The 21,253-nt window shown below is 62.3% G+C and carries 15 protein-coding genes; 7 read left to right on the top strand and 8 right to left on the bottom strand.

All coding sequences use genetic code 11. The features are described 5' to 3' along the window. Positions 1–55 precede the first annotated feature (55 nt). From M1E05_RS10205 to M1E05_RS10195, 3 genes are read left to right on the top strand one after another with little or no spacing between them, the layout of a single operon-like run. A complete protein-coding gene (locus M1E05_RS10205) occupies positions 56–3,217 on the top strand; it encodes an efflux RND transporter permease subunit (protein WP_461165164.1) in 3,162 nt (1,053 codons plus the stop codon). Further along, the gene (locus tag M1E05_RS10200; RefSeq protein WP_458111011.1) at positions 3,217–3,672 is read left to right on the top strand and encodes a hypothetical protein; all 456 of its coding nucleotides are present in this window, start codon (positions 3,217–3,219) and stop codon (positions 3,670–3,672) included. The genes M1E05_RS10205 and M1E05_RS10200 overlap by 1 nt, the downstream gene beginning before the upstream one ends. Position 3,673: 1 nt before the next feature. Then, positions 3,674–6,817: an efflux RND transporter permease subunit gene (locus M1E05_RS10195; RefSeq protein ID WP_461165163.1), complete on the top strand. Its 3,144-nt coding sequence runs from the start codon at positions 3,674–3,676 to the stop codon at positions 6,815–6,817. Between the two features lie 136 nt (positions 6,818–6,953). Here the strand turns inward: M1E05_RS10195 and glpK are convergent, their stop codons facing one another. The 3 genes from glpK to M1E05_RS10180 form a co-directional block, all read right to left on the bottom strand. Beyond that, complete coding sequence (gene glpK, locus M1E05_RS10190) at positions 6,954–8,468, bottom strand: glycerol kinase GlpK (RefSeq protein ID WP_461165162.1); 1,515 nt, start codon at positions 8,466–8,468, stop codon at positions 6,954–6,956. 92 nt (positions 8,469–8,560) lie between these two features. After that, positions 8,561–9,310 carry an MIP/aquaporin family protein gene (locus M1E05_RS10185; protein ID WP_458111014.1) on the bottom strand — a complete coding sequence of 250 codons (750 nt, stop codon included), beginning with the start codon at positions 9,308–9,310 and terminating at the stop codon, positions 8,561–8,563. Between the two features lie 156 nt (positions 9,311–9,466). Beyond that, entirely contained in the window at positions 9,467–11,221 is a 1,755-nt protein-coding gene (locus M1E05_RS10180; RefSeq protein WP_461165227.1) for a glycerol-3-phosphate dehydrogenase/oxidase, read from the bottom strand. A 178-nt stretch (positions 11,222–11,399) separates the two neighbouring features. Here M1E05_RS10180 and M1E05_RS10175 point away from each other — a divergent pair, with 178 nt between their 5' ends. Genes M1E05_RS10175 through M1E05_RS10160 form a run of 4 tightly spaced genes read left to right on the top strand, consistent with a single transcriptional unit; the run spans position 11,400 to position 15,316 of the window. Further along, positions 11,400–12,362 (top strand): sugar-binding transcriptional regulator, encoded by a 963-nt coding sequence (locus tag M1E05_RS10175; protein ID WP_458111015.1) that lies wholly within the window; start codon positions 11,400–11,402, stop codon positions 12,360–12,362. A gap of 52 nt (positions 12,363–12,414) precedes the next feature. Continuing rightward, entirely contained in the window at positions 12,415–13,284 is an 870-nt protein-coding gene (locus M1E05_RS10170) for an aldo/keto reductase (RefSeq protein ID WP_458111016.1), read from the top strand. A gap of 11 nt (positions 13,285–13,295) precedes the next feature. Further along, the gene (locus tag M1E05_RS10165; protein ID WP_461165161.1) at positions 13,296–14,225 is read left to right on the top strand and encodes an alpha/beta fold hydrolase; all 930 of its coding nucleotides are present in this window, start codon (positions 13,296–13,298) and stop codon (positions 14,223–14,225) included. Beyond that, a complete protein-coding gene (locus M1E05_RS10160; RefSeq protein WP_461165160.1) occupies positions 14,222–15,316 on the top strand; it encodes a glycosyltransferase family 4 protein in 1,095 nt (364 codons plus the stop codon). Before M1E05_RS10165 ends, M1E05_RS10160 begins: the two co-directional genes overlap by 4 nt. A gap of 33 nt (positions 15,317–15,349) precedes the next feature. On the opposite strand, the gene M1E05_RS10155 is transcribed toward M1E05_RS10160, so the two are convergent. The 5 genes from M1E05_RS10155 to gmk all read right to left on the bottom strand — a co-directional run bounded on the left by M1E05_RS10155 (position 15,350) and on the right by gmk (position 21,224). Then, entirely contained in the window at positions 15,350–17,494 is a 2,145-nt protein-coding gene (locus tag M1E05_RS10155; protein WP_461165226.1) for a primosomal protein N', read from the bottom strand. A gap of 209 nt (positions 17,495–17,703) precedes the next feature. After that, complete coding sequence (gene metK / locus M1E05_RS10150; RefSeq protein ID WP_458111019.1) at positions 17,704–18,936, bottom strand: methionine adenosyltransferase; 1,233 nt, start codon at positions 18,934–18,936, stop codon at positions 17,704–17,706. Between the two features lie 106 nt (positions 18,937–19,042). Then, positions 19,043–20,320 carry a bifunctional phosphopantothenoylcysteine decarboxylase/phosphopantothenate--cysteine ligase CoaBC gene (gene coaBC / locus M1E05_RS10145; protein WP_461165159.1) on the bottom strand — a complete coding sequence of 426 codons (1,278 nt, stop codon included), beginning with the start codon at positions 20,318–20,320 and terminating at the stop codon, positions 19,043–19,045. Between the two features lie 31 nt (positions 20,321–20,351). Further along, positions 20,352–20,612, bottom strand: coding sequence for a DNA-directed RNA polymerase subunit omega (gene rpoZ, locus M1E05_RS10140; RefSeq protein ID WP_309107109.1), 261 nt, complete (start codon positions 20,610–20,612; stop codon positions 20,352–20,354). Between the two features lie 39 nt (positions 20,613–20,651). Beyond that, positions 20,652–21,224 carry a guanylate kinase gene (gene gmk, locus M1E05_RS10135; RefSeq protein WP_309107153.1) on the bottom strand — a complete coding sequence of 191 codons (573 nt, stop codon included), beginning with the start codon at positions 21,222–21,224 and terminating at the stop codon, positions 20,652–20,654. Between the last annotated feature and the right edge of the window lie 29 nt (positions 21,225–21,253).

Below are 21,253 nucleotides of genomic sequence, written 5' to 3'. Positions count from 1 at the left end.
AGACCGCGTGCTGCACCCCCAACATCCTTGAAAAGGGTTAGCCATGTTTGGCTGGGTGACCCGTTTCAGTATGCACTTCCGAATCCTGGTTCTCGCCCTTGCGGCAGGCCTCATTACTTATGGTGTGGTGAACGTTCCCCGTATCGCTGTGGACACCATGCCCGAGTTCGGCCCCGCTCAAGTCGAGATCCAGACTGAGGCCCTCGGCCTCTCCGCTGTGGAAGTTGAGCAGCTGATTACCGCTCCGATGGAGGCCGACCTCCTCAATGGTGTGGCTTGGCTTGACGAGATCCGTTCGAAATCCGTCCCGGGACTCTCATCAATCGAACTGGTCTTCGAGCCAGGCACCGATCTCCTGCGGGCACGGCAGCTGGTCGCAGAGCGGATGACCCAGGCGCACGCTCTGCCGCAGGTCTCGTCGCCGCCGCTCATTATGCAACCTATGTCCTCCACCAGCCGTGTGCTGATGGTCCGGATGAATTCCAAAGAGCTCTCCGGCATTGACCTCTCAGTCCTGGCGCGGTGGAAGATCAAGCCGCGGTTGCTCGGCATTCCCGGAGTAGCCAACGTATCCATCTGGGGCCAGCGCGAGCAGCAGCTCCAGGTTGAGGTGACCCCGACCCAGATGCGCGACAAGGGCATCACCCTGGAGCAGATCGTCAAGACCACCGGCAATGCCGTCTGGGTCTCGCCCTTGAGCTTCCTCGAGGCGTCAACTCCCGGCACTGGCGGCTTCGTGGAGTCTCCCAGCCAGCGCCTCGGCATCCAGCATGTCCTCCCCATCCGCACCCCGGCCGACCTTGCGAAGGTCAGCCTGGAGGACTCGGACCCGCCAATGCTCCTGGGCGACATTGCCCAGGTCAAGGAAGACCACCAGCCATTGATCGGCGACGCCATTGTGGGGGAGGATGCCGGCCTGATGCTTGTAGTGGAGAAGTTCCCGGGCACGAGCGCCGTGGACGTTACCCAGGCAGTTGAAGCCGCCCTCAAAGACATGGAGCCCGGCCTTACGGGCGTTGAGATCGACTCTTCCGTGTTCCGCCCCGCAACCGCCGTCCAGGATTCAGTAAACAGCCTCGGACTGGCCCTCCTGATCAGCCTGCTGATCGCCGTGGCGCTGTTCTGGCTGCTCTTCAGGTCCTGGCGGGTAGCCGTAATCGCACTCGTGGCCATCGTGACCACGGTCATGACGGCGGGGGCGGTGCTGTTCGTCCAGAACGCAACCCTCAACATCACGGTACTGATGGGCATTCTGCTCGGTGCCGCTGTGATCGTGGGCGACATCGTGGAGGACGTACAGGCCCAGCGACGACGGCTCCTGGTCCCCGAGGCCACGGAAACCAAGACCACCCCGAGTCCACGTATCGCAGACATCGCCCGGAGTGTCCGCACGCCGCTGCTCCACGCTTCGCTGATCATGGTGATCGTCCTCATTCCGACGCTCTTCCTGACGGGAATCGGCGGCTCGTTCTTCTCGCCGCTGTTCTGGTCGCTGGTTCTGACCCTGACCGCCTCATTGTTCGTAGGCCTGTCTGTCACGCCGGTGCTGGCGCATTTCCTGCTTCCGCGTCAGATGGCACCCCGCAGGAACCTTCCCATCGCCGGACGTGCGACGGCGTACTACGACCGCGCGCTGGGCGGCGGGCGTTCCCGGAGAACACTGGCCATCGTGGCCGTCGCTGTCGTTGGGGTCCTTGGCCTCGCTGCCGGCTCCCAGCTGATCGGCAACCGGCCGATCGTTCCGACGATACCGGACCGTACGTTGCTGGTTCAGTGGGACGCGATTGCAGGCACGTCCAATGAAGAAGTCCGGAGGATCGCCTCAAGGGCCTCCGAGGAGCTGAAGGCCCTCCCGGGCGTGTCCGGAGTGGGTGGCCATATTGGCCGCGCCATTTCCTCAGACCAGGTGGTCGGCAACAGCTCGGCCGAGCTGTGGGTGTCGATCGCCCCGGACGCAAACTTTGGGCAGACGGAGCAGGCGATCCGGGACGTGGTGCAGGGCTACCCCGGCATCGCTCACAACGTCCTGAACTACTCGCAGCAGACCATTGGCGATATGCGCAGCACCCTGGAATCGGGCTTCGCGGTCCGGGTCTATGGACTGGAGATGCCGATTCTGCGCGAAAAGGCCGAAGAGGTCCGCACCGCCCTCCAGAAGATCGATGGCGTCAGGAACCCTGTCGTCAATGCCACGGACATGAATCCGATCGTTGAGGTCGAGGTCAATCTCGAAGCTGCCCACAAGGCTGGCATCAAGCCCGGCGACGCCAGGCGCGCTGCGGCGACACTCATGCAGGGCATCATCGTCGGCAACCTCTTTGAGCAGCAGAAGGTGTTCGAAGTCGTAGTTCGCGGCGCGATCGGGGTAAGGGATGACCTGACCAGCATCCGTGAGCTGCTGCTTGATGCTCCCAATGGCGGCCACGTCCGACTGGGCGAGATCGCCGACGTGCGGATGGTCCCCAACGAAGTTGTCATCCAGCACGATGACACCTCGCGGCGGATCGACGTGGTGGCCGACATCAGCGGACGCCCGCTGGCAGACGTCCAGCGCGACGTCGAAGCTGCAATCAAGCAGATCCAGTTCCCGCTCGAATACCACGCAGAGATCCCGGCCAAGTATGGCCAACTGCAGGCTGCGGACACCTTGCTGCTCTGGCTCGGAGCGGCTGCCCTCCTGGGCGTCCTGCTTCTGCTCCAGACCGCGGTGAGGAGCTGGAAGCTGGCCTTCGCCCTCTTCCTTTCACTGCCGGCGGCGCTGGCGGGAGCGGCGATCGCAGGATGGATCGGAGCGGCAACGCTGTCCTGGCTGTCGCTGACAGCCCTCGCGGCAGTCCTGGCCATCGCTTCACGCAACGCGGTGCTGCTCTCAGCGCGGGTCGACGAACTCTGGCGGGAATCCCAGCAGATGTCCCGTGCCAAGGTCGTCATGAGTGCGGCCCGGGACCGGGTATCGCCAATCCTGAAGTCCGCCCTCATCACGCTCCTCGTGCTGGTACCGCCAGCAGTGCTCGGCGGCACAGTGGGCCAGACCCTGCTGGCACCGATGTTGCTGATCATTGCCGGCGGTCTCGTCACCACAACGCTCGTGGGGCTCTTTGTGTTCCCGCTCCTGACGCTCTGGTTCGGTCCCCGTACCGCCCCCGAAGAGTGGTCGGAAGTCTATGAATCGGAAGTACCCGTTGCTCCTGTTATGCCAGAAAAGGTGGAAGTATAATGACCAGCCGACAGCCCCTGCGACGCCTGCCAGTGGCGGCCGCTATCTGTGCAGCCCTGCTGTTTTCCCTGCCGGGCTGCACTCAACCCGCAGCCAAGGCAGAGTCTGCTTCCGAAACGCCGGCCACAGTGGAAAAGAATGCCACCACGGGCATAGCACGCATCACCCTGAGCCAGCGCGCCATTGATCGGCTGGAACTCCGCACAGACACTGTCAAGCCGGCCGCCGGCGACGCAGGCCTCCTGATCCCCTACGGTGCACTTCTCTACGAGGCCAACGGCAAGACCTGGGTGTATGTTAACCCCGCCCCGCGGGTGTACGAGCGCCAGCCCCTTACCGTCACCAAGGTGGAGGCCGGCGTGGTCACGGCCAGCACGGGTCCCGCCGTAGGGACAGCAGTGGTAACAGTAGGCGGACCTGAACTGTTCGGCGCCGAGTTCAATACGGGCAAATGACATGCGCCGGATAGTAGCGGCCAGCCTGAGGTTCAGATCGATCATCATTGCGATGGCGGCGGCGCTGATGATGGTGGGTGGGACCCAACTCAGCAGCGCCTCGGTGGACGTATTCCCCGAGTTTGCGCCGCCGAAAGTCGAAGTCCAGACAGCCTGCCTCGGACTTACCGCCGCCGAGGTGGAAGAACTGGTATCGGTTCCGCTGGAAGAGGCCTTCAACGGCATCGACGGCCTCGACCAAATGCGGTCCAAGTCGGTACCCCAACTCTCGTCCATTGTGCTGGAGTTCAAGAACGACATGGATCTGCTCACCGCCAGGCAGTTGGTGTCCGAGCGGATGGCGAATGTAATTCCCACGCTGCCCACCTGGGCGTCGCCGCCGATTATGCTGCAGCCGCTGTCCTCCACCAGCCGGGTCATGAAGATAGGGCTGTCCTCCGACACGCGGTCCCTGATCGAGATGTCAATGATTTCCTACTGGAAAATCAGGGCTCATCTGCTCCGCGTTCCGGGCGTGGCAAACGTAGCAATCTGGGGCGAACGCCTCCAGATGCTTCAGGTGCAGGCTGATCCGGCCAGGCTGGCAGCCCACAATGTCAGCCTCGAAACCGTGATGAATTCCACCGCCAATGCCCTCGACGCTGGCCTGCTCCAATATTCCGACAGTGCCATGATCGGCACAGGTGGTGCCTTGGAGACGCCCAACCAGAGCTTGGGGATCACGCATGTCCAGCCCATCAAATCACCCGCGGACCTGGCCAAGGTGACGCTGGAGGATCGGGAGGGACTGCCTCCCCTCCGGCTGAGTGATGTGGCAAATGTGGTGGAGGATCACCAGCAGCTGATCGGTGACGCAGTCATTAACGGCGGCCCGGGTCTGATGCTGATCGTGGAAAAACTGCCATGGGGCAACACCCTCGAAGTGACGCGGGGGGTGGAGGAGGTGCTGAAGCAACTCGAACCCGGTTTGAGCGGGATCGCGGTGGACACCGCTATCTTCCGGCCGGCGACCTTCATTGAGGAATCCCTCGGCAACCTCGGCGTAGCCCTGCTGCTTGGATGTCTGCTGGTCATCCTGGTGTTGAGTGTCTTCCTCTTCCAGTGGCGGACGGCCCTGGTCAGCGTGCTGGCCATCCCGTTGTCATTGATGGCCGCGGCGCTCGTGTTGTATTGGACAGGCGGCACTATAAATACCATGGTGCTTGCGGGGTTGGTGATTGCCGTCGGAGTGGTGGTGGACGATGCCATCATCGACGTCGAGAATATCGTCAGACGGCTCCGGCACCACCGGGCCAGTGGCGGGACCGGAAGCACAGCCAGGGTGGTGGTCAACGCTTCGCTGGAGGTCCGCGGACCGATTGTGTACGCCACCCTGATCATCGTCGCCGCCACTGTTCCGATCTTTTTCCTGGACGGGCTGACCGGGGCGTTCTTCCGGCCACTGGCCACCTCTTACACCCTCGCGGTAATGGCGTCCATGGTCGTGGCGCTCACAGTGACGCCGGCAATGGCGTACATCTTCCTCCGGAACGCCAAACTGGAGGACCGGGATCCGCCGGTGGTCAGGGTTCTGAAACGCTGGTACGCCAATGCGCTCCGGCCCATCGTCCGCCGGCCCGTTCCGGGGTACGTTGCCCTGGGTGCCTTGGGCGCCGTCGGCATCATGGCCGCGCCGCTCTTGGGCCAATCACTGCTCCCGTCCTTCAAGGAGCGTGATTTCCTGATGCACTGGCTCACGCAGCCCGGCACGTCCAACTCCGAGGAAGTCCGCGTCAGCGAACTGGCCTGCAGGGAACTCATGACGATCCCTGGGGTGAACAATTGCGGGGCCCACACAGGACAGGCATTCAACGCCGATGAGGTGGTGGGCGTCTACTTCGGTGAGAACTGGATCAGTGTTGACCCCTCCGTCGACTATGACAAAACCCTCGCGGCAGTTCAGGAAGTGGTTGACGGCTACCCCGGAATCGTACGGGACGTCCAGACCTACCTCAAGGAACGCATCCGTGAGGTCCTGACAGGCACTGGTTACGCTGTGGTCGTCCGCGTGTACGGCGACGACCTTGCCACGCTGCGCCAGGAGGCTGACAAGATCAAGGAAATCCTGGGCGGCATTGACGGCGCCATCGGTGCGAAGGTTGCCCTCCAGGCAGATATTCCGCAGATAGACGTGGAAGTGAATGTGGACGCCGCTAACCGCTACGGGCTCAAACCGGGCGATGTGCGGCGTGCCGCGGCCACCATGGTTGCCGGTGAAGAAGTAGGCGACATCTACCGGGAAGGCAAGGCCTATGACGTCCAGGTATGGAGCCCACCGGAGACCCGGACGAGTGTCACAAGCATCGAGAACCTTCCGCTCGATACGCCGAGCGGGACCAAGATCCGGATGGCTGACGTAGCCAAGATTTCCATCAAGCCCACGCCCAATGTCATCGAGCGTTCGGAGGGATCCAGGCGCATCGATGTCAGTGCCAACGTCAAGGAAGGCGATCTGGCGAAGGTCGTGGAAAAGTTGAAGTCCGAAATGGAGTCGGTTGAATTTCCGGTCGGCTACAGCGCGGTTGTCCTCGGCGAATATGCAGAACGGCAGGCCGCTTCACAACGCCTGCTGCTCTTCTCAATTGGCGCCGTCATCGTCGTCTATCTGCTGCTTCAGGCTTCATTCAGAAGCTGGCGGCTGGCGACCTTGGCCATCCTGACGCTGCCCGTGGCCCTCGTAGGCGGGATAATCGCCGCCCACCTCAGCGGCGGAATCCTGTCCCTCGGTTCGCTGGTCGGCTTCCTGACGCTGATGGGGATCGCAGCCCGCAACGGCATCCTGCTCATCAACCACTGCCAGCACCTGGAGCAGTTCGAGGGTATGCCCTTCGGACCGGCACTGGTGCTGCGGGGGGCCTCCGAACGCTTGTCCCCGATCCTCATGACAACCCTCGCGACTGCCCTGGCCCTCGTGCCCCTCGTCGTGATGGGCACCCTCCCGGGCCACGAGATCGAGCACCCCATGGCGGTGGTGATCCTGGGCGGCCTCGTCACGTCGACGCTGGTCAACCTGTTCATCGTCCCCTCGCTCTACCTGCGCTTCGCCAAGCGCGGCCGAGGCGGTGAACGCGAGCCCGAGAAGCCGGAGCTGGTGCCAGCGGTTTAGAGATCATCATTGCACTCAGCTAAGAGACGCACCGCAATTCAGGGCAGAGAGCGGGAGGGTGGCATGTCGTGCCACCCTCCCGCTCTCTCAGTTCACCTGCTTGTCCGGGGAACGTCGCCTATTTGCGTAAAGCAGCTCAGCGCACGTCCTCGTCGACCCAATCCATGGACTTGGTCACAGCCTTCTTCCAGAGCCGCATCTGCCGGTCCTGTTCGGCCTGGTCCATCTTGGGCTCCCAGCGCTTGTCTTCGGACCAGTTCGCCGAAAGCTCGCCGAGATCCTTCCAGAAGCCGACAGCGAGCCCGGCAGCATAGGCAGCGCCAAGGGATGTCGTTTCCACCACCTTGGGCCGGATCACCGGGACGCCCAGAATGTCCGCCTGGAACTGCATCAGCGCATCGTTGGCGACCATACCGCCGTCGACCTTCAGTTCAGTCAACGGCACGCCTGAGTCAGCGTTAACCGCGTCCAGTACCTCGCGGGTCTGGAAGGCCGTCGCCTCCAAAGCTGCACGGGCAATGTGGTTCTTGTTCACATACCTCGTCAGGCCAACGATGGCGCCCCTGGCATCCGAACGCCAGTACGGCGCGAAGAGTCCCGAGAATGCGGGGACGATATACACGCCGCCGTTGTCCTCCACCGAGGCTGCCAGGGTTTCCACCTCTGGGGCGCTGCTGATGAGGCCAAGATTGTCCCGCAACCACTGGATGAGGGAACCGGTGACGGCGATGGAGCCTTCCAGCGCGTAATGCGGTGCCGCATGTCCAAGTTTGTAGCCAACCGTGGTCAGCAGGCCGTTCTTGGAATGGACGATCTCCTCCCCTGTGTTGAAGATGAGGAAGCAGCCGGTGCCATAGGTGTTCTTCGCTTCGCCGGTCTGGAAGGCGGCCTGACCGAACGTGGCAGCCTGCTGGTCGCCCAGGATGCCGGCAACAGGAACTTCACGCAGCAACTGGGAGGTGTGCACGGTCCCATAGACCTCCGAGGAGGACTTGATGGCGGGCATCATGCTGGCCGGGACCCCGAATGCATCCAGGATCTCCTGATCCCACTGCAGCGTCTGGAGATCCATGAACATGGTCCGGGAGGCGTTGGTGACGTCGGTGACGTGCACGCCGCCGTCGACTCCTCCGGTCAGGTTCCACAGCACCCACGCATCAGTGTTTCCGAAGACAAGGTCACCCGCTTCGGCCTTGGCCCGCGCGCCCTCGACGTTGTCGAGGATCCACTTGATTTTCGTGCCGGAGAAGTATGTTGCCAGCGGCAGTCCGACCTTCTGCTTGAACCGTTCGGGACCTCCGTCCCTGGCCAGTTCGTCCACGATTCCCTGGGTTCGGGTGTCCTGCCAGACGATGGCGTTGTATACGGCTTCACCGGTTGTTTTGTCCCATACGACGGCGGTTTCGCGCTGGTTGGTGATGCCGACGGCGGCGATGTCATGCCGGGTCAGGTTCGCCTTGGAGAGGGCAGAACCGATGACTTCCCGCGTGTTGTTCCAGATCTCGGCGGGATCGTGCTCCACCCAGCCGGCCTGCGGGAAGATCTGCTCGTGTTCCATCTGGCCGGAGGAAACGATGTTGCCGCTGTGGTCAAAGACCAGGGCCCGGGTGCTGGTGGTGCCCTGATCGATGGCGATTACGTACTGGTTCATTGTGACGTCCTTGTCTGTTGTTCAGATGCTGTGCAGTTGCGTTTGGAGGATGGTGGAACGACCGGCGGGACTTTCAGTCTCAAGGTGCCGGGTTATGACGCCGCGGTGGCGATGATCGGAACCACGGCAGCGACGAGGCCGCCGAGGGCGCCACCCACGAGAGGACCTACAACCGGAACCCAGGAGTAGCTCCAGTCGCTGGAGCCCTTGCCCTTGATGGGAAGGAGCGCATGGGCGATGCGGGGGCCAAGGTCGCGGGCAGGGTTGATGGCGTAGCCGGTGGGGCCGCCGAGGGAAACACCGATGCCTACAACGAGGAGTGCCACTGCCAGCGGGCCGAGGCCTGAGGGAGTGCCTCCGAAAGTGAGGATGACGAACACCAGCACGAAGGTGCCGATGATCTCAGTAACCAGGTTCCAAGGGGTGGACCGAATGGCAGGACCTGTGGAGAATACGGCCAATTTGCTGGCAGGCTCGGGCTCGGCATCAAAGTGCTGCTTGTGGGCGAGCCAGGCGACGACCGCGCCCAGGAAGGCGCCGACCAGTTCTGCACCAAAGTAGGTCAATGTTGAGAGGACATCAACGGGAACGCCTGGTGCATACTCGCCCTTGCCATTGACCAGGAGGCCCAAGGTGACGGCCGGGTTAAGGTGGGCGCCTGATCTGGCTGCCACGTAGACACCGGCGAAGACTGCAATACCCCAGCCCCAGGTGACCATGAGGAACCCGCCGCTGTTGCCCTTGGTGCCCTTGAGGGCCACGTTGGCAACAACGCCGCAACCCAGGAGGGTCAGCATTGCGGTTCCGAACACTTCGGAAAGGAAAACTATTCCAAGAGACATCTTCGACTCCATCTATTTTCTGTTGTCAGCCCTCGCGGGTTTGAGGGACTGTTTAGGCTGGCAGCAATGCCGAACTGCCGGCCGACGGCTGCACCGGAAGCAACTTCAGCTTCCGCGCAGTCCTTGCGCCCGAGGTGACCCGGGCACGCAAGATAATCAGGTCACCAGACTATGGACCTGGACGCCGTGGAAACGGTTCAGGACCTCCTGGGCGTGGCGGATCTCGGTAGCACGCGCTGCAGCATCCCAGCCGAGAGGTATGGCGAGGACATCAGCAATTTCATTCAGCAGTTCGCCCGTTACGAGTCCTCGAAAAGCAAGCGATGTGCGGCGGATCAGGATGTCCACCAGGTGGCCGATCTGTTCATGCCGTGCCATGAATTCAAGCTCCCTGACGCTGAGCTCGCGGGTCGAGTGCAGGAGCCGGTCAGGCCCGGCATCGAGGTAGGAGATTACTTCTTCTGCCCTGGTGCCGTAGCGAGTCAGCAGCACTGCGGCCCGGTCAGCGTCGCGGCCGGGAGACATGTGTGCCTTGATCCACTTCTGGACTCCAGCCTCTGTCTCAGGGAAACCTGCGCCGCCCCCGATGGCGAGTTTCGCCGTCGAGATCCTGCGTTGCCTTCCCAGCTCAGCGAGCACGTCATCGCTGAGATGCTCCGCCAGTGCCCGGAAAGTGGTCCACTTGCCGCCCACCAGGCTCAAAACAACACCGCTGTTGCTGCCCGCGACACCCTCTGGGACCTGCTGCGTTGCCTGGCGTTCAATCCGGTAGTCGCGGCTGACGAATCCGGGCTGCGTTTCATCATGTCTAGGCAACGGGCGCACCCCGGAGAATGTGTATACGATCTGGCCGCGGTTGACTGTGATGTCCGGGAAAACATGTCCGATCAGATCGAAGAAATAGTCTATTTCCGCATCGGTGCATACCGCGTCCCGGGACATATCTGCGTGGATGTCGGTGGTGCCGACCAGCACGCGGTCCCCCATCGGGTAGATCAGCACGATCCTGCCGTCGGTGTGCTCGAAAAAGATCTCTCGGCCGTTGCATGCAGCAAGCAAATCAGGGTGGTCAAGGACAATGTGGGAACCCTTGGTGCCGCCCATAAAAGCTGACGCTGCGCCCATAGCCTGGTTGGTCAGGTCAACCCACGCTCCGGTGGTGTTCACAATGACGTCGGCTGTGAAGTCGAACACCTCACCGGTCAGCTCATCCCGGAGCTGCACAGTGGTGCCCGATTCAGCCGTGGCAGGCTTCTTGCCGACAAGGGAAAGGTAATTGCTGGCCCTGGCGTTTGCCTCAGCGGTGCCTGACTTGCTTCCGCCACCGGCTTTTTCGCCATCCTGAAGCACATCCAGGGTAAGACGCTCCGGGTTATGGACTGAGGCGTCGAAATAGGTGGCGGCATACTTAATGCCAGGATGAAGCATGGGGAGCTCAGCCAAAGCGCGTTTTCGCCCACGGAACTCGTGGCGCGGGACGTTGCCGCCGTCGCGGGAAAAGGAATCGTAGAGGGTAAGCCCTGCCTTGATCAGGAAGGCCCCACGTTCCTTGGGCTTGCCCTGCTGCTTGTGAGTGAGGAAGCGCAATGGCGCGGCCAAAATCCCCGAGAAAGTGCTGAAGATGGGAATGGTGGTTTGCAGCGGCTTCACGTAGTGCGGAGCAATCCGCAGGAGCCTGTTGCGCTCCACCACGGATTCCCGGACGAGGCGGAACTCGCCGTTTTCCAAGTAGCGGATCCCGCCATGGATCATGTGTGATGAAGCTCCGCTTGCCCCCTGGCAATAATCGCCGCGCTCCACGAGCGCCACGTCCACGCCCTGGAGTGCAAGGTCACGGAAAGTCCCGACGCCGTTGATGCCTCCTCCGATGATGAGAACCTGGGCGCGGGGCCGCTGACGCAGGCTCTCCACTGTTGGGCGATGCCGGGGGGAGGCTTGGTGGCCAGGTGTTTCATTGCGTCCCAAAACAACTCCTTTGGGTTTGGTCCTATGCGGCGCACCCACAGGCACGGCGCCGTTCACCACTATTCTTTGGAGTAATGGAAAATGGAGTCAAGCACTATGCACAAACGTGCAGATTGGATCTCTAATGCCTAACTCACGGCACGCTGACGCGCTGAGGGCCGCACAGCTGTACTACATGCAGGACCTCACAATGGACGCCATCGCCAGGGAGTTGCGAACGTCCAGATCAACGGTCTCCCGGCTGCTTTCCGCCGCCCGCGACACCGGCCTGGTCCAGATCCAGATCCGCAGCCCCTTGGACACCGGGCCGGAGCTGGAAAGCATCATCCGAAGCGAATACAACGTGGATGTGCACGTTGTCCCGGTGCTGGAATCCCTGAACGAAGCGGAAACACTGGACCGTGTTGCCATGCAGGCTGCCAGGACCATCGGCCCGCTGGTGGATTCCAACGCCATTATCGGCGTCGCGTGGGGCTCAACGTTGAGCGCCGTGAGCAGGCACCTGACCCGGAAGATCACTCACGACAGCGTCATCGTCCAGCTCAACGGGGCCGGAAACATGCACACCACCGGCATCACCTACGCAAGCGACATCATGCGACGGTTCGGCAGTGCTTATGGTGCGCGGGTGGAGCAGTTTCCGGTTCCCGCGTTTTTCGACCATGCCAGCACCAAGACGGCCATGTGGAATGAGCGCAGCGTGCAGCGGATCCTTGACCTGCAGTCCCGCATGGGCATTGCAGTGTTTGGTGTCGGCTCGGTGGATGCCGACTACCCGAGCCACGTTTACGCGGGCGGCTACCTCGATGAAAATGACCTGAAGGTCCTCGCGAGTTCTGATGTTGTGGGTGATGTGGCCACTGTATTCTTTCGGGGCGATGGTTCTTCGGATGGCATTACGCTCAACGAACGCTCCACTGGGCCCTCGCTGGCGCAGTTACGCCAGGTCAGGCGGAGGATCTGTGTGGTGTCGGGAGCGTCCAAAATTAACGGGTTGCGCGGGGCGCTCGCTGCGGGACTGGCAACCGATCTGATCCTGGATGAGGCCATGGCCCGGCGGCTCGTGGCCTCAGGGAACATGGCTTGATGCGGCATGACGGAACGCAGTCTGAACCTTACGAGTCGGTAGAGTCGGTGTTATGAAACCTGTCCCCCGCCTACAGCTCAACAACGGCGTGCTGATCGACCAATTGGGCTTTGGGCTGTACAAAGTGCCGCCGCCGGATGCGGCCGGCCTGGTCACCATGGCCCTTGAAGCCGGCTACCGCCATTTCGATACAGCCGCCATGTACGGCAACGAGGCGGGCGTCGGAAGGGGCATTGGTTCCTTGTCCGGATTTCAGGGCCAGGAACGGGGCAGCGGAGCGGGAACGCCATCCCTCTCACGCCAGGACCTGTTCATTACTACCAAGGTGTGGAACGAGGACCATGGCTACGACTCCACGTTACGCGCCTTCCAAAAGTCCATGGCCAGCCTTGGACTGGATTACCTTGACCTTTACCTGATCCACTGGCCCTGCGCCCGTCGGGGACTCTATGCCGGAACGTATCGTGCCCTGGAGACCCTCTACAGGGAGGGAAAAGTGCGCGCCATAGGAGTCTCGAACTTCCAGCCGGCGCATCTGGAGCACCTGCTGGAAACGGCAGAAGTCATCCCCGCCGTGAATCAGATTGAGCTCCATCCCTGGCTCCAGCAGGAGGAACTGCGCGAGCAGCACACACGGTTGGGGATCCGCACCGAAGCCTGGAGTCCGTTGGGACGCGGCAAGGTGCTCCAGGACCCGGTGATTCTTGATCTTGCCTCTAGTCATGGAAGGACTCCCGCGCAGATCATCCTGCGTTGGCACCTGCAGCTGGCGAACATCGCCATCCCCAAGGCCAGCTCCTATGAACGGCTCAGGGAGAATCTGGACATCTTCGACTTCAGCCTGGAATCGTCAGAAATGTCCAAAATCGCGGCCTTGGACCGCGGTCAGCGCACAGGCTCCCACCCGGACAACGTGAACTAGGATTCAAAGTCATGGAACAAGTGGACACGGACACCGGCCGGACTCAGCCCCTCTTCAGCCCTCAGCTCGCCGCCCGCACCCGCGCCGCTGACGTCGACGTCGACGGCGTGAGGGTGGCGTATTGGATTTACGAGCCGGTCCAGGTGACGCCCGAGACCCGGACAATCCTGGTGATTCACGGTTTCCGTGGAGATCACCACGGCCTCCTGCGCGTTGCGGACCAGCTCTCGGAAATGCGGCTGATCATGCCCGATTTGCCAGGCTTTGGCAGCTCAGAGCCGTTCAGGTCCCTGGAGCACACAGTCGAGAATTACGGCCGTTTCATCAGCGGATTTATGGCTGCCCTTGGACTGGGCCGGGACACAGTCCTGCTGGGTCATTCATTCGGTTCCATTGTTGCCAGCCACTTTGTGGCATCACATCCAGGCACTGTCCGTGAGCTGATTCTGGTCAACCCGATAGCCAGTCCGGCATTGGAAGGGCCGAAGGGTGCCATGACCAGGCTGGCCGTCTTTTATTACCAGCTTTCTGCCAGGCTTCCCAGCAAACTCGGACTCTTTATCCTGCGGAGCCAGATCATTGTCAGGATCATGAGCGTGGCGATGGCCAAAACCAAGGACAGGCAATTGCGGCGCTTCATTCATGCCCAGCATTCCGCCTACTTTTCGGCCTTCGCCAACCGGCAGAGCCTTCTCGAATCCTTCCGTGCGTCGGTGGGCAGCAACGTTGCCGAAGTGGCCCCTGCCCTTGGGCTACCTGTGCTGCTGGTGGCGGGCGAGAAGGACGAAATCGCAGTCCTCCCGGACCAGCACAAGTTGCTGGCGCTTTTGCCCGATGCCCGCCTGAGAATCATCCCGGGCGTTGGCCACCTCATCCACTACGAAACCCCAGTACCCGCGGCCGGGCATATCCGCAGCTTCCTGAAGGACCATGCCTCGTGAAAATCGTGATTGACGCCCGCTTCACCCGCACGGATCACCACGACGGGATCAGCCGCTACGGTTCAAGCCTCATCGCAGCGCTGGCAAAGATCAGCGACGTTTCGATGCTGATCAGCGACCCCCGGCAGCTTAAGTTGCTTCCTGACGTCCCGTACACCCTCATCAACAGCCCGCTCTCCCCCGCTGAGCTCTTTGTCGCGGCGAAAGTCAACCGGCTGGGGGCCGATGTGGTGGTCTGCCCGATGCAGACCATGGGCTCATGGGGCCGGAACTATGGCTTGGTGCTCACCCTGCACGACCTGATCTACTACGAACACCCCGCTCCTCCCGGTTTCCTTCCTGCACCCGTCCGCGTCCTCTGGCGCCTTTACCACAAAGCCTTCTGGCCGCAACGGCTGCTGCTGAACCGGGCTGACATCGTGGCAACCATCAGCCATACCACTGCATCACTGATCGCGAAGTACCGTCTCACCAAGAGGCCGGTCAGGATTGTGGGCAACGCCCCCCAACACGGGCACTCCCCCCGCGACGTCACGGCAGGTTCCGATAAGAGCCTGCTGTACATGGGCTCGTTCATGCCCTACAAAAACGTGGAAACGATGATCAAGGGCATGGCTGAACTGCCTGGCATGACGCTTCACCTCCTGAGCCGTATCACTCCCGCCCGCCGGGCAGAGCTTGAATCGCTGGTGCCCCACGGGACGGACATTGTGTTCCACAACGGTGTGACGGAAGACGAGTATGAGGCCCTGCTCTCGCGGGCTACGGCACTCATCAGTCTTTCCAAGGCCGAAGGCTACGGGCTCCCGCTTGTGGAAGCCATGTCTCATGGAACCCCCGTAATAGCCAGCGACATCCCAATCTTCCGGGAAGTCGGCTCGGACGCCGTGACGTATGTCCATCCCGATTCCCCGACCGAGTTCGCAGCCGCGGTCCGTGCCTTGGAGGATCCTTCGGCATGGGATGTGCAGTCACGTCGCTCTGTTGAGAGGGCGGCGGAGTTCAGTTGGGACCACTCCGCACGGCAGCTGCTGCAGGTGGCAGAGGAAGTGGCCGGCCAAAGGCAGCGGCGGAGCCGGACCAGCCTTTAGAGGCGGCGTATCCCCGGGGTGCCCGACTGCGGGTTAGAGGACGTCCACACCGTCCAGTCTCAGCTGTACGGGGTCGTCGTTCCGTTTCGCAGCCGCAGCCGCCCTCGCTGCCCTCATGGCCTTCGTGGCTTCAGTGGCTTGAGCATAGGGAATGAACAAAAGGGTCCTGACGTCTGCTTCTGTTTCCCTTGACCCCACACCGGCGGCTGATGGCCCGGCAGGTGATGGCACTGCGGCCGCCAACACCAAAGGAGCGGGCCCCGCTGTACGCAGCACAATCCCCAGCCTCGCGAGACGCTGCTCGACGGCTTCGACAAAGTGCCCCACGGCAGTCCTGCCTCCCGTGATGGAAGCGATGCGCACGGCCGGTGGCAACTGGAGTTCGCGCCTCAACGAGAGCTCTCGTGCCGCATAACCGCCGGAGTCCCATCTCAAGAGGGCGCCGACGGCGGCAGCGTCATCGGCTGTGATGACCACCAGCCCGCCCTCGGTTGATGGGCGTACCAGGGCAGCAGCGTTGAACCATCGGCGGACAGCATCCTCACCCGCGCGGAGGCTTTCCCGCCGCAGCAAAGAATCGCCGTCCAGCAGCAAGGCGGCCGCGTACCCATTTTCGGCTACTGGTTCCGCGCCGACGGTGGCCACCACCAGGGCCTTGGCGTCCGGGACCGTGGCCTTGACCTGATCCGCTGATGATGTGATCACCGGAGCTCCTGGAAAAGCACGCCCCAATTCCTCAGCAGTCCTTAACACCCCCGTCGCACCGCGGCGAAGATGCCTCCCGCCACAGTGAGCGCATTGCCATTCGGGCGCCGGGGCGGAGCACCAGCGGCACTGCGGAACAGCGGACGGGCCACTGGCCCCAGCAATGGCCAACGGTCCCTGGCAGGCTCCGCAACGTGCCTGTTCGCGGCATCGCTCACACGCCAAGGACGGCGCGTATCCCGTGCGCGCCACCTGCACCAGGACCGGCCCTCTCTGGAGCCCTTCCTTGGCCGCACGCCAGGCAGCACCGGGAAGACGGGCAATCCTAGCGAGAGGATCGCGCTCTTGCTCGTAGCTGTCCGCCGTATTCAAGACGCGCGGCACAGTGCGGCGGACCTCCCTGCGTTCAGCTTCCACTGCCCTTGCCCAGCCCGACTCCACCAGTCGCTGGAGTTCTGTGCTGCGCGTATGGGCAGCAAACAGGCACGCCGCATTCTCCTGCCCCGAGCGCAAGAGCAAAATCTCCCGCGTGTGCGCATAAGGTGAGCGTTGCTCGATATGGAGGTCATCGCCGTCGTCCCAGCACACCACCAGCCCAAGGTTCTGCACGGGGGCATAGGCTGTGGAGCGGGTGCCGACCGCCACGCGTGCGGATCCTGTCAGGAGGCGCAGGTAATTGCGGTAGCGCGGCGTCGGCCCGTCTTCGGCACTCAGGCGTGCGACGTCTCCGGGTGGCAGCACCTCCAGGAGCGCTGCCTCCACCCGATCCAGGTCGCGGTAGTCAGGAACAACCACCACGGCGCCCCGGCCGGAGGATCTGACAGCTGCAACAGCTTCCGCCAGCAGTCGCGGCCAGCCTGCAGCTCCAAACCCCTGCAGGGCGCTGAGAACGGCCTTGGGTGATTCGCCCGCCGAGAGATGCTTAAGGAACGCCGTAGCCGTGCCATATGTAGCCCAGTTCCCGGACGGCTGATATCCAGGAACTCCGGATTCAGGGCCCTCAGGACGTTCAGGGAGCCCAGAGAGCTCCTTTTCCAGCTTGGCCACGCGCGGCGGGATGGCAAGCCTCAGGACATCGCTCACCGTCCCGGCGTACCTTGCAGCAACACTGCCGGCAAGCCTGGCCAGCGCAGGGGTCAGGACGGCGACGTCGGAGACAACCTTGTGCAGCGGTACCAGTGAGTGCCCGGCATCCGACTCTGCGACCCGTTCCAGGAGATACCCGGAGAGGTCCTGCCCGTTGAATTTCACCTTGACCCGAACCCCTGGCTGCGCCGCTTGATCCAGGGTTGCCGGAACGCTGTAATCGAATGGCCTGTCCAGATGTGGCAGCGGCGACTCGATAAGGATCCGCGCCACTGGCAATTCCGGAGCAAGATCCGGATCAGCCGGTGATGGACGTGGCACCAGCGGCGGAAATCCCTGTAGCAGCGAAGGCTGGACAGACTCCGGAGAATTCGGTTGTCCACTCATAGCCATGCTTCCGCCCTCGGCGACGTTTCTCCTGACTGCCGTCATTTTTCCTTGCCTCCCCTCGGCATCGCCCATGTTTCGCCCGTATGCAAGCACTGCAGCCCTTAAGGCATGCAGCCTGCGCGGCCTGATGGCGGGCCAACTACAGCCAACCACCAGGCACTGACATTTGCAGGGACGTTCTCAGCAGGCGAAGCCCGGGAGGAGGGTCAGGCGTTGAAGAAGGCCTTCAGTTCCTCAACCCGGTCCAGCCGCTCCCAGGTGAAGTCAGGGTCATCCCGGCCGAAGTGGCCGTGAGCAGCCGTCTTGGCGTAAATGGGGCGCTTCAGGTCGAGCGCATCGATGATAGCCCGCGGGCGGAGGTCGAAGATCTCGGCGATGGCTTCGCCGATCCGCGCAGGGTCCACCGTTTCGGTCCCGAAAGTTTCTACATAGGTACCCACGGGCCGTGCCTGGCCGATTGCATAAGCGATCTGGATCTCTGCCCGCTTAGCCAAGCCGGCCGCAACCACGTTCTTCGCGACCCAGCGCATGGCGTAGGCAGCGGAACGGTCAACCTTCGACGGGTCTTTGCCACTGAAGGCGCCGCCGCCGTGGCGGGCCATTCCCCCGTAGGTGTCCACGATGATCTTGCGTCCGGTCAGACCGGCGTCGCCTACGGGGCCGCCAATAACGAAAGCACCCGCAGGATTCAGGATGTTGACCGTACGCGAAATATCAAGGTTGGCAGTCGCCAGGACGGGATCGATGACGTACTCAACCAGATCGGCCCGAAGCTGCTCAAGGCTTGCACCCTCAGCGTGCTGGCTGGAGATGACAATGGTTTCCACTGAGACCGGGCGGTCGCCGTCATACCCGATGGTGGCCTGCGTTTTGCCGTCCGGGCGGAGATAGGCGAGCTGGCCGTTCTTGCGTACTTCCGTAAGCCGTTCCGAGAGACGGTGGGCAATCCAGATGGGAACCGGCATGTACGAAGGCGTTTCGTCGCTGGCATAGCCAAACATCAGGCCTTGGTCGCCGGCGCCCTGGAGGTCGTAGTCGTCCTCCTGGCGGCCTTCGCGGGCTTCCAGCGAATTGAAAACCCCACCTGCAATGTCGTTGGACTGTTGGCCGATCGACACTGACACACCGCAACGGGCGCCGTCGAAACCGTTGGCGGATGAGTCGTAGCCGATGCCAAGGATGGTCTCGCGGACAAGCTGCGGGATTTCAACGTAGGCGTCTGTCGTGACTTCACCGGCCACGTGGACCAGGCCGGTAGTGGCCATGGTCTCTACCGCTACCCGCGATTCCGGGTCTGCAGCCAGCAGCGCATCGAGGATCGCATCACTGATCTGGTCGCAGATCTTGTCGGGATGCCCTTCAGTCACCGATTCAGAGGTGAAGAGGCGCAAGGCCGAAGGCGCAGGATGGGATCCGGGAAGGTGCAGCGGTAAAGTCACTCAACTACCTTACTTGTTGGGATACGGATGGTTGGTGACATGTTTCCCCAGACTAAGGAGAACATGGGGGCTAAGGAGACCATGGGCTGGCCGGACATGGACAAGTCTAGGGTCGCGGATAAACCCGGCTCAGTTCCGTACTGATCCGGTCAATCACGGCTGAAGCGACGTCAGCCTTCGAACCGGACGCAGATTGCGGCTCCGAGCCGGCACGGGAGAGGATAACCACTGAATTGTGTTCCCGGCCAAAGACCTTGCCTTCGCCGACGTGGTTAACCACCAGCAGGTCACACCCTTTGCGTTGAAGCTTGGCGTTGGCATACTCAAGGACGTTGCCATCAGCATCACCGGTTTCCGCGGCAAACCCCACGATGAGCTGGCTGCGGGAAGAGCTGTTCCTGACTTCAACGACCTCTTTCAAGATGTCCGGATTCCGCACCAGGGTAATCACTGGGTCCTCGGTGTCGTCCCGCTTCTTGATTTTTGTCTCAGAGACCACGGAAGGGCGGAAGTCTGCCACTGCCGCGGACATGATCACGACGTCGGAACCCGTCGCCTCCCGCAGGACTGCTTCGCGCAGCTGCAGCGCCGACTCCACCTCCACCAGCTCAACCCCGGGAGGCGCTGGAACATCCATGTGCGCGGCGATCAGCCGGACCGTCGCCCCTGCGTTGAGCGCTGCAACAGCCAGAGCCACTCCCTGCTTTCCGGAGGAGCGGTTGCCGAGGAAGCGGACGGGGTCCAGCGGTTCCCGGGTTCCCCCCGCGCTGATGGTTACGGTTCGCCCGGCTAAGGGCAATACGTCGGATTCCGTAAGGCCCGCCGGGGAAACCGGCTGCCCCTCGGCCGCCTCGGCCAGGGACTGCGTAAGCGCCATGGCTGCTTCGAAGATGGCCTCCGGCTCCGGCAGACGGCCAGGCCCGGAGTCAGTCCCTGTCAGCCTTCCGCTTGCCGGTTCCAGCACTGTCACTCCACGGGAACGCAGTGTTTCAACATTCGCCTGCGTCGCCGCATGCTGCCACATCTCGGTGTGCATGGCCGGAGCCATCAGGACGGGTCCGCTTGCCATGAGCAGGGTGTTGGTGAGGAGATCGTTGGCAATGCCATGGGCCGCCCGCGCCAGGAGGTCCGCGGTGGCCGGAGCGACCACTATCAGGTCAGCCTCGTGTCCCAGACGAACGTGATTGACGCTGGGGACGTCGTCGAACACGCTGTTGCTGACCGGGTTTCCCGAGAGCGCTTCCCACGTTGCCACTCCGATGAAACGGCTGGCGGCCTCGGTGGGGATAACCGTGACATTGTGGCCGGCTTCAGTAAAAAGCCGGAGGAGCGATGCCACCTTGTAGGCGGCAATCCCTCCCCCGACTCCGAGGACTATGCGCACGTGACCTCCGTCAACAGGCAGTCTTTAGGTTCTACTCTGCAGGTTCGATCGGCGAGGAAACCAGTTTGCCTTCGTTGATTTCACGCAGGGCGATTGAGAGTGACTTCTCGTTCAGCTTGGTATCGACCAGCGGGCCGACGTACTCGAACAGGCCCTCGTGAAGCTGGGCGTAGTAAGCGTTGATCTGACGTGCACGCTTGGCACCGAAGATCACCAGGCCGTACTTGGAATCAGCAGCCTCCAGCAGCGAATCGATCGGCGGGTTGATGATGCCTTCAAGGTTCGTGGACACGAATTCTCCAAATTCTAACGGGCTGACTTTTCCCGGCGCCTAACGCGGGTTCGGGACCAGCCCCATGAGTGAAACAAGCTCGTCCGCTGCCCGTCGAACGTCATCATTGATGACGGTGTGATCGAACTCCGGTTCAGCGGCAAGTTCTAGTTTAGCGGTTTCCAGCCTTTGCTGCTGTTCGTCCGCTGTTTCGGTGCCGCGTCCCACGAGCCTGCGCACCATTTCCTCCCAGCTGGGAGGAGCAAGGAAGACGAATTTGGCGTCGGGAACGGCCTGCTTTACCTGCCGGGCCCCCTGCAGATCGATCTCGAGGAGAACCGAGCGCCCGTCGGCGATAGCTGCTTCAACAGTGCTGCGCAGAGTCCCATAGCGGTTCTGTCCGTGCACTACTGCCCACTCCAGGAGTTCCCCGGCCTCGATCAGGGCGTCAAACTCTTCCGGGGACTTGAAGAAGTAGTGAACGCCGTCCTGCTCGCCTGGCCGGGGCGGGCGGGTGGTTGCCGAGACTGAGAGCCACACGTTGGGGTAGTTGTCCCGTATGTAGGTGGATACGGTGCCTTTGCCAACAGCAGTGGGGCCTGCGAGGACTGTCAGTCCGGGATTCTTGCTCACGTATTCCTTTGAGGCGGTATGCGGATGGA

This window comes from Arthrobacter sp. R4-81, from assembly GCF_054792365.1.
Note: the sequence above shows the minus strand (reverse complement) of the source record. Positions and strands in the feature narration are given on the sequence as shown.